The sequence below is a fragment of the Rhodococcus artemisiae genome (genome assembly GCF_036327795.1).
Classification (GTDB): domain Bacteria; phylum Actinomycetota; class Actinomycetes; order Mycobacteriales; family Mycobacteriaceae; genus Rhodococcus; species Rhodococcus artemisiae.
Genome location: NZ_JAUTXY010000001.1, coordinates 646,201 through 661,881 on the forward strand (window position 1 = coordinate 646,201; position 15,681 = coordinate 661,881).

12 protein-coding genes are annotated in these 15,681 nt (G+C 67.3%); 1 reads left to right on the plus strand and 11 read right to left on the minus strand.

From position 1 onward, the window contains the following. The first annotated feature begins 3 nt into the window (after positions 1 to 3). Positions 4 to 963: a serine hydrolase gene (locus Q7514_RS03175; protein WP_330131784.1), complete on the plus strand. Its 960-nt coding sequence runs from the start codon at positions 4 to 6 to the stop codon at positions 961 to 963. Positions 964 to 969: 6 nt separating this feature from the next. Here the strand turns inward: Q7514_RS03175 and trmD are convergent, their stop codons facing one another. From trmD to smc, 11 genes are all read right to left on the minus strand, one after another. Beyond that, the gene (trmD, locus tag Q7514_RS03180; RefSeq protein ID WP_330131785.1) at positions 970 to 1,674 is read right to left on the minus strand and encodes a tRNA (guanosine(37)-N1)-methyltransferase TrmD; all 705 of its coding nucleotides are present in this window, start codon (positions 1,672 to 1,674) and stop codon (positions 970 to 972) included. A 3-nt stretch (positions 1,675 to 1,677) separates the two neighbouring features. Beyond that, positions 1,678 to 2,292, minus strand: a complete 615-nt coding sequence (gene rimM / locus Q7514_RS03185; RefSeq protein ID WP_330131786.1) for a ribosome maturation factor RimM — start codon at positions 2,290 to 2,292, stop codon at positions 1,678 to 1,680. Between the two features lie 8 nt (positions 2,293 to 2,300). Further along, on the minus strand, positions 2,301 to 2,543 hold the full coding sequence (locus Q7514_RS03190; protein WP_054718064.1) for an RNA-binding protein: 243 nt from the start codon (positions 2,541 to 2,543) through the stop codon (positions 2,301 to 2,303). Next, positions 2,543 to 2,983 carry a 30S ribosomal protein S16 gene (gene rpsP, locus Q7514_RS03195; RefSeq protein WP_330131787.1) on the minus strand — a complete coding sequence of 147 codons (441 nt, stop codon included), beginning with the start codon at positions 2,981 to 2,983 and terminating at the stop codon, positions 2,543 to 2,545. Before rpsP ends, Q7514_RS03190 begins: the two co-directional genes overlap by 1 nt. Before the next feature lie 173 nt (positions 2,984 to 3,156). After that, positions 3,157 to 4,227 carry an amidohydrolase family protein gene (locus Q7514_RS03200; protein WP_330131788.1) on the minus strand — a complete coding sequence of 357 codons (1,071 nt, stop codon included), beginning with the start codon at positions 4,225 to 4,227 and terminating at the stop codon, positions 3,157 to 3,159. Positions 4,228 to 4,291: 64 nt separating this feature from the next. Further along, positions 4,292 to 5,863 (minus strand): signal recognition particle protein, encoded by a 1,572-nt coding sequence (ffh, locus tag Q7514_RS03205; RefSeq protein ID WP_330131789.1) that lies wholly within the window; start codon positions 5,861 to 5,863, stop codon positions 4,292 to 4,294. Between the two features lie 136 nt (positions 5,864 to 5,999). Continuing rightward, a complete protein-coding gene (locus tag Q7514_RS03210; protein WP_330131790.1) occupies positions 6,000 to 8,501 on the minus strand; it encodes a [protein-PII] uridylyltransferase in 2,502 nt (833 codons plus the stop codon). Beyond that, positions 8,491 to 8,829 carry a P-II family nitrogen regulator gene (locus Q7514_RS03215; RefSeq protein ID WP_054717737.1) on the minus strand — a complete coding sequence of 113 codons (339 nt, stop codon included), beginning with the start codon at positions 8,827 to 8,829 and terminating at the stop codon, positions 8,491 to 8,493. The genes Q7514_RS03210 and Q7514_RS03215 overlap by 11 nt, the downstream gene beginning before the upstream one ends. Positions 8,830 to 8,956: 127 nt before the next feature. After that, the gene (locus Q7514_RS03220; protein ID WP_330131791.1) at positions 8,957 to 10,264 is read right to left on the minus strand and encodes an ammonium transporter; all 1,308 of its coding nucleotides are present in this window, start codon (positions 10,262 to 10,264) and stop codon (positions 8,957 to 8,959) included. Positions 10,265 to 10,475: 211 nt separating this feature from the next. Continuing rightward, complete coding sequence (gene ftsY / locus Q7514_RS03225) at positions 10,476 to 12,020, minus strand: signal recognition particle-docking protein FtsY (protein WP_330131792.1); 1,545 nt, start codon at positions 12,018 to 12,020, stop codon at positions 10,476 to 10,478. Positions 12,021 to 12,032: 12 nt separating this feature from the next. After that, positions 12,033 to 15,659 (minus strand): chromosome segregation protein SMC, encoded by a 3,627-nt coding sequence (smc, locus tag Q7514_RS03230; protein ID WP_330131793.1) that lies wholly within the window; start codon positions 15,657 to 15,659, stop codon positions 12,033 to 12,035. Positions 15,660 to 15,681: the final 22 nt, after the last annotated feature.

The window sequence follows — 15,681 nt, forward strand, 5'->3', positions numbered from 1 at the left end:
TGGATGACCCGGGATCGGTTCCGGTCGGGCCTCGCGTTGCTGGTCGTGACAGCAACGCTGTCGGCGTGCGGAGCGCCCCTGCACGGGGCGCCCGCCGTCGGGTCCGAGGTGTCCGCTGGGGGCCTGCACGTCGAGGCCGACGCAGGCACCGGCATCAGCGACCCGATCAGGATGGACGCACTCGCGGACCGAATCGACCACGCGACACAACTCGCCACCGAGCGTGGCGCGGAGGTCACGGTCGCCGTCCTGGACCGCGCAACGGGTACGCGATCGGTCGGCGGCGTGGACGAGCCCATCGAAACTGCGTCCGTGGTCAAACTGTTCATTGCCGACGACCTGCTGTTCCGGGAAGCGATCGGCGAGATCGTGCTGACCGACGACGACTACGATCTGATCGGCGCCATGCTCACGCGGTCGGACGATTCGGCCGCGAGCCTGCTGTGGGATGCATTCGACGGCCCTGAGATCGTCGATCGTGTCGTCGAGCGGCACAGCCTCCCAGGCACGGTCGCCCCTCCCGACTTCTGGTGGAACACCGTGACGACAGCATCCGACATCCTGACCTGGTACGACGACCTGCTCAGCGGCGGGGGCGGGCTCGACGAGCCTGCCTCGGCCCGGATCGTCGGGTACCTGATCGAGTCCGAACCCACCGGAACCGACGGCTACGACCAGCAGTTCGGCCTACCCGACGGACTCTCGTATGCCGTCGACCTCGGATCCAAGGCCGGGTGGATGTGCTGCCTCGACTCGCAGTGGATTCATCTGTCGACCGGGTTCTTCGGCAACGACCACCGCTATGTGGTTGCCGTGTTGTCGCGCGAGACGGTGACCTACCCAGACCCTGAGTACGACGGCTGGTTCCTTCCGGACACATCGATGTACGACGCGTCCGATGACGAGAGTGCCCGTCACGCACGTGAGACTGTGACGATGGTCGTGGAAACCGTGTTCGGCTGATCCCGCTCAGTCGTCGGTGAGGAGATCCGGACGTCGCTCGCGCGTCCGGATCAGCGATTGTTCATGGCGCCACTGTGCGACCTTGCCGTGGTCGCCGGAGAGCAGTACCGGAGGAACGTCGAGCCCGCGCCAGTACGCGGGCCGCGTGTAACTGGGGCCTTCGAGCAATCCGTCGGAGAACGAATCCTCCTGGTGCGACAGCTGATTGCCGAGCACCCCGGGGATCAGGCGTACGACGGCCTCGACCATCACCAGTACGGCGACCTCACCGCCGATCAGCACGTAGTCGCCGATGCTGACTTCCTCGACGCGGACGCGTTTCGCGGCATCGTCGAAGACTCGTTGGTCGATTCCCTCGTATCGACCGCATGCGAAGACGATGCGCTTCTCGGTCGACCACCGCTGCGCCGTGGCCTGATCGAAAGGCCTGCCCGCGGGGGTGGGGACGACGAGCAGCACATCCGGGTCGGTCGAACCCTCGTCGACGCCGACGACATCGTCGAGAGCCGGTCCCCAGACAGTAGGTTTCATGACCATGCCCGGGCCGCCACCGTAGGGCGAATCATCGACTGCCTTGTGGACGTCGTGCGTCCAGTCGCGCAGGTTGTGCACGCCCACCGAAATCAGACCCTTGTCGATCGCCTTGCCGAGCAGGGCTGCGCGCAGTGGTTCGAGATACTCGGGAAATATGGTCACCACGTCGAGCCGCACGGACTACTCGTTCTCCTCGGTCGCCCGGCGCCGCGTCGTTTCCTGCCGCTTCTTCGCTTTGGTGGGCGGCTCTCCGAAATCAGGGTCGAGCAGGCCGCCGGGTGGATCGATCTCGATCACGCCGTCGGCGACCGACACCGTGGGAACGATCTCGGTGACGAACGGGATGAGGATCTCCCGGCTCGCGTCATCGGCAGGCCGGATCGACAGAAGTTCACCTGCGGCGGTGTGCAGGACCTCACGTACGGTGCCGATCTCGGTACCGCCGTCGGGGCGGCCGGCCACGATCCGGACCCGCAATCCTTCGAGTTCGTGATCGTAGAACTCGTCGGGATCGTCGGACGGAGCCAGGTCGTCACTGTCGACGACGAACAGGACGCCGCGCAGCGCGTCGGATCCGGTGCGATCGGTGACACCGTTCAGACGCAGCAGAAGCCGCCCGGAGTGTTCCCGGGCGGCTTCCACCGTGTAATTGTACAGCTTCTGCTCGCGGGGCTTGTGGCCACGCAGGACCGCGCCCACAGCGAAACGCTCGTCGGGTTCGTCGGTGCGAACCTCGACGACCACCTCACCTCTGATGCCGTGCGACTTCACCACACGGCCGACCACGAGCTCCACCGACGCTCCTAGCGGTCGGTGTCGACGACGTCGACGCGGATTCCTCGGCCACCGATTCCGGTAACGAGGGTCCGCAGTGCCGTCGCGGTGCGGCCACCGCGACCGATCACCTTGCCGAGGTCGTCAGGATTGACGTGGACCTCGACGGTGCGGCCACGGCGACCGGTGATGAGATCGACGCGCACGTCATCGGGGTGCGCGACGATGCCACGGACGAGATGCTCGACCGCATCGGCCACCACGGCACTCATTACTCGGCGGCCTCGGTGGACTCAGCAGCAGCCTCGGAGGTCTCTTCCTTGGCAGCCTTCTTCTTCTTCGGGGTGATCGCCTCAGCGGCCGGCTCGTTCTCGGCCTGTGCGAGAGCGGCCTGGAACAGTTCGAGCTTGGTCGGCTTGGGCTCTGCCTTCCTCAGGGTGCCCTCTGCGCCCGGCAGGCCCTTGAACTTCTGCCAGTCACCGGTGATCTTGAGGAGGTTGAGAACGGGCTCGGTGGGCTGGGCACCAACGCTCAGCCAGTACTGTGCACGCTCCGAATCGATCTCGATGATCGACGGATCTTCTTTCGGCTGGTAGCGGCCGATGGTCTCGATCGCACGGCCGTTCCGGCGGGTGCGCGAGTCGGCGACGACGACGCGGTACTGCGGGTTGCGGATCTTGCCGAGTCGTGTGAGCTTGATCTTGACAGACACTGCTGTGCTCTCCTTCGCGCGTGGGGACGCGCATGTCACGTGCAATTCGGACGACGCGCCCGATTGGCACGCCCGGTTTTGCCTCTAACCTGTGACCGCCGCGCGGTACGGAACCGGATGCGACGACAGCGGTCCATTCTGCCAGACGTGGGATCAGGACCGGAAATCGACGGTCAAGGGGAGCCGACGACAACGGCGCCGCGCAGAACTACCAGGTCGGGGCGGGCCGATCCCGGATCGATGCGGGGGTCGTCCGCGTAGACGATCAGGTCGGCGGAAGTGCCCGATTCGAGGCTGGGATGTCCGAGCCAAGCGCGGGCCGCCCAACTCGCTGCCGCGAAGGCCTCGTCGGCGTCGAGTCCGACCTTGCCCAGTGCTGCGATCTCGTCGGCGATCCGGCCGTGCTGCACCTGCCCACCGGCGTCGGTGCCCGCGTAGATCGGGATGCCGGCGTCGTGTGCGGCGCCGATGGTGTCGGCGACGCGCGAATGGAGGTCGCGCATGTGCGCGGCATACACGGGGAAGCGTGTGGCCGAGTCCGCGATATCGGGAAAGTTTTCGATGTTGACCAGGGTCGGGACCAGCGCAGTGCCGTTCGCCGCCATCGTCGCGATCGTGTCGTCGGTCAGGCCGGTGCCGTGTTCGATGCAGTCGATGCCGGCGGCGAGCAGGCCGGGCAGCGCGTCCTCACCGAACACGTGTGCCGTGACGCGGGCACCCTCGCGATGTGCCGCGGCAATCGCCTCGACGAGGATCGCGTCGCTCCACAGCGGTGCCAGATCGCCGGTAGCCCGGTCGATCCAGTCTCCGATGAGCTTGACCCAGCCGTCGCCGGCGCGGGCCTGCCGCGCGACCTCGTCAGGAAGTTGCGATTCGTCCTCGAGGTCGACCGGCAGACCACGGATGTAGCGCTTCGGCAGCGCGATGTGCCGTCCTGCCCGGATTATCGTCGGCAGGTCGGGGCGGACGTCGAAGGCGCGTGTGTCGACCGGGGATCCGGCGTCGCGCAGAAGCAGGACGCCCGCGTCACGTTCGATGACGGCCTGCGCGAGAGCACCCGCTTCGTCTTCGACTCCTCCACCGAACCGGATCCCGACGTGACAATGCGCGTCGACCAGACCCGGCAGCACCCACCCTCCGGTCGACAGCACCTGCGCTCCGGGAATGGGCTCGCGGGAGAATTCGCCGTCGGCACCGATCCACAATTCGACGGGTTCACCGTCCGGCAGGGTTCTGCCGCGCACGACGAACGGGCCTCCAGCACCGACCCCGACCAAGACCGGTCCTCCTGTTTCTCGCGAATGCGCTCTAGTTCTTGGGGAACTTCAACTTCGACAGATCGAAGCCCTCGAGACCCGGAGGGAGTTCGTCGAGGCCCTTCGGCATGTTGGACAGGTCCGGCATGCCCGCACCGAGCCCCGGGAACCCGGCGGGCATACCACCGGGAAGACCACCCCGCACCTTCGGCGGAGTCGGCCCGCGGCCGCCCTTCTTTCCCTTCTTGCCCTTCTTCGAACGCTGGTTTCGCCGGGCGCCGGGCATACCCATTTGACCGGCCATCGCGGACATCATCTTCCGCGCTTCGAAGAAGCGGTCGACGAGCTGGTTCACATCGGAGACTTTCACGCCGGAGCCGTTGGCGATGCGCAGTCGACGGGAGCCGTTGATGATCTTCGGGTTGGCACGCTCCGCAGGGGTCATGCCGCGGATGATCGCCTGGATCCGGTCGAGTTGCTTCTCGTCGACGCCCGCGAGCGCGTCCTTCATCTGGCCCGCGCCGGGAAGCATACCGAGCAGGTTCGCGATGGGACCCATCTTGCGCACAGCCATCATCTGTTCGAGGAAGTCCTCGAGGGTGAGCTCGCCGCTGCCGATCTTGGCGGCGGTCGCTTCGGCCTGTGTTGCGTCGAAGTGCTGCTCGGCCTGCTCGATGAGGGTGAGCACATCGCCCATGCCGAGGATGCGGCTGGCCATACGCTCGGGGTGGAAGACGTCGAAGTCCTCGAGCTTCTCACCCGTGGATGCGAACAGGATCGGCTGGCCTGTCAGTTCGCGGACGCTGAGTGCGGCACCGCCGCGCGCATCGCCGTCGAGCTTGGTGAGCACAACGCCGGTGAAGCCGACACCCTCACGGAACGCCTCAGCGGTGCTCACGGCGTCCTGGCCGATCATCGCGTCGAGAACGAACAGGGTCTCGTCGGGCTGGACGGCGTCGCGGATGCCTGCGGCCTGCGCCATCAGTTCCTGATCGATGCCGAGACGGCCGGCGGTGTCGACGACGACCACGTCGTACTGCTTGTTCTTCGCCTCCGCGATGCCCTGCTGTGCGACCGCGATCGGATCGGCGGCCGTGACGCCGAGTTCGTTCTCGCCACCGCCGATCGACGTTCCAGGATGCGGTGCGAACACCGACACACCGGCTCGTTCACCGACGACCTGCAGCTGTGTGACCGCGCCGGGACGTTGGAGGTCGCACGCGACCAGCATCGGGGTGTGGCCCTGATCCTTGAGCCACTTGGCGAGCTTGCCGGCGAGCGTGGTCTTACCCGCACCCTGCAGACCGGCCAGCATGATGACGGTCGGAGGGGTCTTCGCGAATTGGAGCCGACGGGTCTCGCCGCCGAGGATCCCGACGAGTTCGTCGTTGACGATCTTGACGACCTGCTGAGCCGGGTTCAGCGCGCCGTGGACCTCGGCACCCTTGGCCCGTTCCTTGATCTTCTTGATGAACGAGCGCACGACGGGCAGCGCCACGTCGGCGTCGAGGAGGGCAAGGCGGATTTCGCGGCACGTTGCGTCGATGTCCGCGTCGGACAGGCGCCCCTTGCCGCGCAGGTCCTTGAGGACCCCTGTCAACCTGTCGGAAAGGGATTCGAACACCGAATGCGCTCCTGCGGTCTGACGAGAACACGGACAATACTGCGCTCCAGGGTAGCCGCTCCGATCCACCCGCAACCGGGGGTGGGGCCGTCCGGCCGACCGACATGCCGCAGGAGGCCCCGGATCGCGAGTCACCTCACGACGCAGTGGGGGGGTTCTTCGGCTCGGGGGTGGGAAGGACGGCCAGCAGAGCCTGCTCGAGCCGTTCCCGTGACGCCCTCGTTCCGGCGGTGGACAGATCGACGCAGAACGAGTCGACCACGGTAGATCCGATCGTCGTCACCGTCGCCCACCGCACGTCGGCCCCGAGGTCCTCGAACACGCCGGCGAGGCGACAGAGCATCCCGACTCGGTCCTCCGCTCGGACCTCCAGCACAACCTGTCCCGGATCCGTCGTGTCGAGCCAGATCAGGCGTGGTGGGGCCTGCGAGTACGTGCCGGGCACCGCGCGCTCGGGACGTGCCGACGGTGCGGACTCGCGCGCCGCACGATCCTTCGCCTCGAGTTCCGCAAGCAGATCCAGATCACCGGACCGGGCGCGTACGAATTCCTGCCGCAGCAGACCCGCCGCGGGCGGCGCACCGAACCGTGGCACCACGACGAACGTATTGACCGTGCTTCCCGCATGGGCACCGATGGAGGCCGACTGCACCCTCAGCCCGTGCAGAGCCAGCACTCCCGCGGTGTCGGACAACACGCCGGGCTCGTCCGGAGCCACCACCGTCGCGGTGTAGCCGCGACCGTCGGGCCGCGGGTCGAGCGAGACATGCATGGTTCCGTCCTCGGCGAGTTGCGCGAGTTCGGGGTCGATCGGGGCCGGGGCAGGAAGGTCCTCCCCTGCCATCATCAGCCGGCAGCGTCGCACCAGTTCCCGGATGAGCGACGCTTTCCACTCACCCCACACACCGGGTCCGGTGGCCTGCGAATCTGCTTCCGCGAGCGCGTGCAGCAGTTCGAGGAGCAGTGGGTCGCCGCCCAATGTGTTCACCACCGACGCGACGGTTGCCGGATCGTCCAGGTCGCGACGGGTCGCCGTGTGAGGGAGCAACAGGTGATGCCGGACCATCGCCGTGAGCACCGCCAGATCGGACGGCCACAAGCCCATGCGCGTTCCGATCTGGTCGGCGACCTCGGCACCGACCACACTGTGGTCGCCGCCGCGGCCCTTGCCGATGTCGTGGAGGAGCGCTCCGAGGAGCAGCAGATCAGGACGCGATACCCGCGTGGTGAGTGCACTCGCGTGCACTGCGGTTTCCACCAGATGGCGATCGACGGTCCAGGTGTGAACGGCGTCGCGCGGGGGTAGGTCGCGGACCGCTCCCCACTCGGGCAACAGGCGTCCCCACAATCCGGTGCGATCGAGAGCCTCCACGACGTCGACGGCAGCAGGTCCTGACGCGAGCAGCACGATCAGGTCGTCGAGTGCCTGCCGGGGCCACGGCTCCCGCAGTTCCGGTGCGTGATCCGACAGCCGGGTCAACGTCGCCGCGGAGATCGGTAGCCCCGATCGCGCGGCTGCCGCCGCCACCCTGTTGATCAGGCCCGGGTCCTTGCTCGGCTGCGCATCGCGGGCCAGCGCGACCTCGCCGCCGTGCTCGACGACGCCCTCGTCGAGGGGGTGTCGCACCGGTCCACGCCGTAGTCGCGACAGGCCCTTACGCGGCAGAGAGTTCCCGGCGGTGCGTACACCGACCTCGACGGAATAGCTGATCGTGCGCGCGGCCTCCGTGAGCAGACGTGCCAGGTCGAAACGGTCGCCGATACGCAGTGCAGCGCCGATCTCGTCGGCGTCCTGAGCCTGCAGTTGATCGCGGCCGCGACCCGCAACGCGGTGCAGTTCGGTGCGAACATCGAGGAGGTGACGGTGGGCTGCCGCGAGTCCACCCCCGGGCGCGTCCGGTCCGAGGCCCGGCATGCCGTCGGTGAGCTGCGCGACGGACAACGCGTTGAGCAGTTGGACGTCCCGCAATCCTCCTCGACCGCTCTTGAGATCGGGCTCGGCGCGGTGCGCGATCTGGCCGGACCGCTCCCACCGTGCTTCCGTCATCTCGATCAGCTCGTCGAAGCGGTTCCGTATCCCGGTGCGCCACTGTCTGCGCACGCCACCGATGAGCAAATTGCTCAGTTCCTGGTCGCCGGCGATGTGTCGGGCTTCGAGCATCCCGAGCGCCGCGGGAAGGTCCCCGGAAGCCACCTGCAGAGCCTGCGGGACCGTCCGGACGCTGTGATCGAGCCGGATATGTGCGTCCCACAGCGGGTACCACAGCCGGTCCGCCACCGACGACACCGTCTCCGGATCGATGTTGTCGTGGAGCAGGATGAGATCGAGATCGGAATGCGGCAGCATCTCACGCCGGCCGAGGCCCCCGACCGCGACGAGAGCGAACCCGCTGTCCGGTCTGATGCCGAGGTCGGAACCCTCGGTGGTCAACCAGAAATCGAACAGGTCGACGAGCGCGTCGCGCAGCGCTTGCGTATCGAGGCGACGAGTTCGGCCTGAGCTGGAGACGAGTGCGTCCCGGGCCGCCGAGAGGTCCGTCGCCGTGGCCGGGGTCGAAGAGGCCGAAGGCCCACGACCCGCTGCGTGAGCAGCGTGTCCTGGGCCTCGGTTCTCTGCCCCTCGGGGGTCAGAGTGCATCCGTACCTCGTTCTCCGGTGCGGACTCGAATCACCGATTCCACCGGGGTGACCCACACCTTGCCGTCACCGATCTTTCCAGTGCGTGAGGCCTCGACGATCGTGTCGACCACCTTGTCCACCACGGAGTCGTCGACGACGACCTCGACGCGCACCTTCGGCACGAAGTCGACCGAGTACTCGGCTCCCCGGTACACCTCGGTGTGGCCCTTCTGGCGTCCGTAGCCCTGCACTTCGCTCACGGTCATTCCGAGTACCCCGGCCTGTTCGAGCCCTGCCTTGACGTCCTCGAGCGTGAACGGCTTCACGATTGCCGTGATCAACTTCATTTCTCATCCCTTCCCGGTGCCCACCGGACGTTTGTCGTTGGTGTCCGCGTAATCCTTGCCCGCTATCTTCGTCCACTTTCCACCTCAGCGACGAGGTGAACTGTTACTTCAGTGACGAGCTGAAGTATTACTTCAGTGCAGTGGCGAAGTCGTATGCGGATTCCGCGTGCTCGGTCTCGTCGATTCCGCGAGCTTCGTCCTCGGGCGAGACGCGCCAGCCCAGGGGCCGCAGAGCGAGGGCGATCACGGCGGTGACGATGGCAGTGAACACCAGGGCGACCAGGGCGATCACGATCTGGATGACGAGCTGCTTGTAGTCGCCTCCGTAGAACAGGCCGGTCTCGGTGCCGAGTAGGCCGATGGCGACCGTGCCCCAGAGACCGGACACGAGGTGCACGCCCACGACGTCGAGCGAGTCGTCGTAGCCGAACTTGTACTTCAGCCCGACTGCGAGGGCCGAGAGGATACCTGCGACAACACCGAGGACGATGGACCCGACGGGGCTGAGGGAACCGGCCGCGGGCGTGACGGCGACCAGACCGGCAACGGCACCCGATGCGGCGCCGAGGCTGGTGGCCTTACCGTCCCGGACGCGCTCGGTCGCGAGCCAGCCGAGGATTGCGGCGGCGGTGGCCACAGTGGTGTTGAGCCACGCCAGGCCGGCCACACCGTCGGCAGCGAATGCGGATCCACCGTTGAACCCGAACCAGCCGAACCACAACAGCGCGGCGCCGAGCATCACGAACGGGAGATTGTGCGGGCGGAACGCGGTCTTACCGAAGCCAGTGCGCTTGCCGACGATGAGCGCGAGGACCAGCGCGGCAATACCGGCGTTGATATGGACCACCGTGCCGCCTGCGAAGTCGATCGGATGGACTGCTGCGGTGAGTCCGCCTTCACCGTCGTCGACGGTGCCGAACAGCATCGCAGCGATGCTGTCCTCGGAGCCGGAGAGCAGGCCGCCACCCCACACCATGTGGGCGAGCGGGAAGTACGCGAGGGTCACCCAGACTCCGACGAACACCATCCACGTGCCGAACTTCACGCGCTCGGCAAGTGCACCGCTGATGAGCGCCGTGGTGATGATCGCGAACGTGACCTGGAACCCGATATCGATGACCTGCGGGTAGTTGCCCAGTCCCGGCAGGAAGCCACCTTCGTCGTCGTAGATTGCGCCCTGCAAACCGAACAGCTCGAACGGATTCGCGAAGATGCCGCCGATGCTCTCGGAGCCGTACGACATCGACCAGCCCCACAGCACGTAGATCACGGCGATCAGCGCCATCGCGCCGAACGACATCATCATCATGTTCAGGACCGACTTGGCGCGTGACATGCCGCCGTAGAAGAACGCCAGACCCGGTGTCATCAGCAGCACGAGCGATGCCGCCATGAGCATCCATGCGGCGTCGCCGGTATTCACCACTTCCTCCACTTGCACACCTCCCAGTTGTCCGCGCCGATGAGCGCGTCGTTGGGGAAAGCTTCCTGCGGAGATGTTTCAGCAGAAGCGCCGTCCTGTTTCGACGGCGTGAACGCGCGGCGGGGCGGTGTTTCGTTCATGTTTCACGGCCGAGCCTGCATCGGGAAGCGACAAGGCCGCCCCGCCGTAGCGGAAGCGGCCTCGAGTCGATCGATCGTAGAGGTCAGCCCAGCAGCGCGTCGACGAACGCACCCGGTTCGAAGGGGGCGAGGTCGTCCGCGCCCTCACCCAGACCGACGAGCTTGACCGGAACGCCGAGCTCGTGTTGCACCTGGAAGACGATTCCACCCTTTGCGGTGCCGTCCAGCTTCGTCAGCACCACACCGGTGATGTCGACGACCTCGGCAAACACGCGGGCCTGCATGAGCCCGTTCTGGCCGATGGTGGCGTCGAGCACCAGCAGAACCTCATCGACGGCGGCCTTCTTCTCGACCACACGCTTGACCTTGCCCAGCTCGTCCATCAGGCCGGTCTTCGTGTGCAGTCGGCCTGCGGTGTCGATGAGAACTGCATCCACACCGTTGTCGATGCCCTTCGCGACGGAGTCGAACGCGACTGCTGCGGGGTCGGCTGCTTCCTTGCCGCGCACCACCTCGGCGCCTACACGCTCGGCCCAGGTCTGGAGCTGATCTGCCGCAGCGGCACGGAAGGTGTCGGCGGCACCGAGCAGGACTCGACGTCCGTCTGCGACGAGGACACGGGCAAGTTTGCCGGTCGTGGTCGTCTTGCCCGTGCCGTTGACGCCGACGACGAGCAGGACCGACGGAAGGTTGTCGTGCGGCAGGGCACGGATGGAACGGTCGAGGTCGGGTCGCAGTTCGTCGACGAGGACCTTGCGGAGCACCGCGCGCGCATCGGCCTCGGACCGGATGTTGCTCGCTGCCATCTCCTCTCGCAGCCGGTCCACGATCTTCGCGGTGGTGGCGGAACCGAGATCGGCGATCAGGAGTGTGTCCTCGATCTCCTCCCACGAATCCTCGTCCAGATCGCCGCCGCCGAGCAGGCCGAGCAGACTCTTGCCCACAGCATTCTGCGAGCGGGCCAGCCGCCCCCGAAGGCGGACGAGTCGTCCCGATGTCGGCTCGATCTCGTCGAGCGCTGGTGCAGCGGGTGTTTCGACGGGCGCGGGGGCAGGCACGGCTTCGACGGACGCAACCGGCGTCGGCGCAGCGTCGACAGGCGCCTCGGGCTCCGCTGTCTCGGGGGCCACCTCGGGCTCGGGGGCTACCTCGGGCTCGGGGATCACGTCGGGCGCAGCAATGACCTCGGGCGCGCTTTCCGGCTCTGCAGGCTCAGGTTCTGCGACGGGCGGACCGGGCGAGGCCTCCGGTTCGACGGGCTCAGGCTCTGCAGGCTTCGGCTCGCTCGGCGGCGCCACCGGGGTCCGCGGGGTGGGCGGCGCCTCGGTGACCTCCTCGGGCAACGGCACGGTGCGAGGCTCCGGAGCCGGGGCCGGCGCGGGTTTCGGGGTCGGCCGTTCGACCGGTTGCGGCGGCGCAGCCGCAGTCGTTCCCTGACTGAAACTGAATCCGCTCTGCGCCTTGTAACCGCCCGAGCGATCCTCGGCTTCCGCGGTGTCGAGCCGGCGGGTCTCCTCCTTCGCCGTCAGCGACACCTGCCGTCGCCGATAGAGCGTCAGACCCACGACGAGCGCGACGAGAACAACCGCGAGGGCGGCCGCGATGATTATCCAAGCTCCGGTACTCACGCACCCATACTGTCAGGCTTGGAGCTCATCCTCCGGTTCAGGGACGGGTGTCGTGACATTCTGACCACGCAGACGCTGGGAGATCACGCGGGTGATGCCGTCACCGCGCATGCTGACGCCGTACAGCGCGTCGGCAACCTCCATCGTCGGTTTCTGGTGGGTGATGACGATCAGCTGAGATTTCTCGCGCAGCTGCTCGAACAACCCGATCAGCCTTCTCAGGTTCGTGTCGTCGAGCGCTGCCTCCACCTCGTCCATAACGTAGAACGGGGACGGCCGGGCGCGGAAGATCGCCACGAGCATCGCGACGGCAGTCAGTGACTTCTCACCACCGGACAGCAGCGACAACCGCTTGACCTTCTTACCCGGGGGCCGGGCCTCCACCTCGATGCCCGTCGTGAGCATGTCCTTCGGGTCGGTGAGGACGAGTCGGCCTTCACCGCCGGGGAACAACTTTGCGAATACCTGCTCGAACTCGCGCTCGACGTCGGCGTAGGCCTCGGTGAACACCTGCAGAATCCGCGCATCGACCTCGTCGACCACGGCCAGCAGATCCTTGCGGGCGTTCTTGACGTCCTCGAGTTGCGTCGCGAGAAAGTTGTACCGCTCCTCGAGGGCAGCGAACTCCTCGAGAGCGAGCGGGTTGACCTTGCCGAGCGTCGAGAGATCCTTCTGGGCACGCTTCGCGCGGCGTTCCTGCGTCGCGCGATCGTAGGGTTGAGGCTGCGGGGCGACCACCTGCTCGCCACGTTCGCGTGCCTGCTCGTACTCGGCGATTTCGAGTTCGGTCGGCGGGAGCGGGACGTCGGGGCCGTACTCGGCGACGAGGTCGTCGAGCGCGATGCTGAACTGCTCGAGAATCGTCTGCTCGAGCTGTTCGATACGCAGCGCGGCCTGCGCCCGTGCCACCTCGTCGCGGTGCACGGCGTCGGTGAGCTGGTCGCGCTGCCTGGAGAATTCGCGGACAAGTTCCTTGGCCCGGTCGAGTTGCTCGGTGCATTCGGTGCGGCGACGGGTCAGTTCCTCCCGGTGCGCGTGCGCGGTGGCGACCGCGGTCTCGAGTTCCCCGGTCACGCGGGCACCGGCCGCAGCGACCGCCGCAGCCACCGCAGCAGCCTGCCGACGGGTCGCGCGCGCCCGCTCGGCGCGCGCCCGCGCTTCACGTTCGGCCTGTGCAGCGCGGCGTAGCGAGTCGGCCTTGCCGCGCAGCGATTCGGCGCGTTCTTCCGCGGTACGCGCCGCGAGCCGGGCCTCCATCTCGACGGCACGCACCTCGGCGAGGGCCGCCGCGGCCATCTCACGCTCGGCGGCGGTCGATTCGGTGCCGGCACCGTCGCCGGTGCTCTCCTGCTCGTCCTCCGCGAGCCGCAAGCGCTCTTCGAGTTCGACGAGCTTCTCCCGGGCCGCATCGCGTTCCTTCTCCGCTGCCGCACGCTGCGTGACGAGGCGTTCGGATTCGGCGTGCGCGTTGCGAGCCGCCTGGCCGAGACGTCCGAGATGTTCGTAGACCGCCGACATCGCCGCGTCGGATTCGTTGAGGGCCGCGAGTGTCTGCTCGACATATTCGGCGCGCGCCTTCTGTTCCTCGGCGGCACCGGTCAGCGCTGCGGCAAGTTCTTCCGAGCGACGCTCCGCTGCCTCGAGCCCCTCCCGTGAGGAATCGATCGCCGCTTGGATCTCGAGTGTGCTCGGCGCACGATCGGAGCCTCCGACGACCCATCCGGAACCGGTGAGGTCGCCGCGACGGGTGACCCCACGCAGATCCGGTCGCTGCGAGCACACCGTCGCAGCGGCCGCGAGGTCGTCGACCACAACGATTCCGGCGAGGATCGCATCGAGGCCGCCGCGCAGATCATCGGGGCATACGACCACGTCGCGTACCCACCGAGCGTCCGCGGGCAGCGACCCGGACTCGTCGGGCGCGGCGGCCCCGACCGCGAGGAACGCAACCCTGCCCTGGTCGGCGTCGACGAGCGCAGTGGCCAGCGAATTCGCTGCGGCCACCGACGTGACAGTGAGGGCGTCGGAGGCGGGTCCGAGTGCGGCGGCGACTGCCGCCTCGAAACCGGGTTCGACACGCAGACGGTCTGCGAGCGGACCCAGCACACCGGAGTCCGTGTGGTGCTCGAGTAGCCATGCAGCACCGTCCTTGCGCTCGAGGCCCATTGACAACGCCTCGATGCGAGCGCCGAGCGAAGCGACCTCCTTACCCGCAGCGCGTTCGGCGTTCTGGAGTTCCTCTACGCGTTGGTCGGCGATGCGGGCCGCCTCGACGGCCCGCTCATGTTGGGCGTCTGCGTCGATCTCCCCCGCATCGAGATCGTCGATGCGGCCCTGCGCGGTTTCGAACTCCGCCTGCGCGTCGACTCCGCGGCGACGGGCCTCCTCGATCGCAACAGTGAGGCGTGTGATCTCGCCGTCGATCGAATCCGTGCGGGTCCGGACGGTGTCGACCTGGCCGGTGAGGCGAGCGAGTCCCTCGCGGCGGTCCGCGATGGCGCGGACTGCCGCCATGTGCGCCCGTTCGGCCGCTGCCGCGTGTTCCTCCTGCGAGATGAGTTGTTCCTTCGCCGCTTCGAGGGTGCCGTGCGCGATCTCGACGGCCTCGATCAGTTCGGCTTCTTCGGCGGCGATCCGGTCGGCACGTGCTTCCATCTCGTCTGGGTCCTGCCCGGCGCGGGCCTCGGGTTCTGCGTCGAGGTGGCGGGCGCGTTCCTGCGCGATCCGCACCGTTGCGGACACGCGTTCGGCAAGGGCGGAGAGCCGGAACCAGGTCTGGGAGGCCGCTTCGGCGCCCGGGGTGAGTTGGGCAAGAGCCTGTTCGTGGCGGGCGAGGTCGGCGGTGGCCTCGTCGAGCATCACATTGACGTGGTCCAGGCGCTCGCGCAGGACTTGTTCCTGCTCGTCCTGGCCCACGAATTCGGCGCGACGAGCGACGAGATCGTCGGCAGCCAGGCGCAGCCGCGCATCACGAAGGTCGGCCTGCACGGTCTGAGCGCGGCGCGCGACCTCGGCCTGCCGTCCGAGTGGTTTGAGCTGGCGGCGCAGTTCGGCAGTGAGGTCGGTCAGCCGAGCGAGATTGGCCTGCATCGAGTCGAGTTTGCGGACCGCCTTCTCCTTGCGACGGCGGTGCTTGAGCACCCCGGCAGCTTCTTCGATGAACGCCCGCCGGTCTTCCGGGCGAGATTCGAGGATCGCAGCAAGACGCCCCTGCCCGACGATCACGTGCATTTCGCGGCCGATACCGGAATCGGAAAGGAGTTCCTGCACATCCATCAGGCGGCACGAATTGCCGTTGATCTCGTACTCGCCGGCGCCGTCGCGGAACATGCGCCGCGTGACGGATACCTCCGAGTACTCGATCGGAAGGGCCCCGTCCGAGTTGTCGATCGTCAGTGTCACCTCGGCGCGACCGAGCGGAGGGCGTCCCGCGGTACCCGCGAAGATGACGTCCTGCATCTTCCCGCCACGAAGCGCTTTGGCTCCCTGCTCCCCCATCACCCAGGTGAGAGCATCGACCACATTGGACTTACCCGAGCCGTTGGGCCCGACGACACAGGTGATGCCGGGCTCGAAGCGCAGAGTCGTCGACGAAGCGAAGGACTTGAAGCCCTTCAGTGTCAGACTCTTGAGATGCATGAGGAAAAACCTTACCGGGACG

Coding starts and splice junctions, on each gene's coding strand:
- Q7514_RS03190 (WP_054718064.1), bottom strand. CDS start 2,543: ATGAGTGCCGTGGTGGCCGATGCGGTCGAGCATCTCGTCCGTGGCATC.
- Q7514_RS03175 (WP_330131784.1), top strand. CDS start 4: ATGACCCGGGATCGGTTCCGGTCGGGCCTCGCGTTGCTGGTCGTGACA.
- Q7514_RS03215 (WP_054717737.1), bottom strand. CDS start 8,829: ATGAAGTTGATCACGGCAATCGTGAAGCCGTTCACGCTCGAGGACGTC.
- smc (WP_330131793.1), bottom strand. CDS start 15,659: ATGCATCTCAAGAGTCTGACACTGAAGGGCTTCAAGTCCTTCGCTTCG.
- Q7514_RS03210 (WP_330131790.1), bottom strand. CDS start 8,501: ATGCACTCTGACCCCCGAGGGGCAGAGAACCGAGGCCCAGGACACGCT.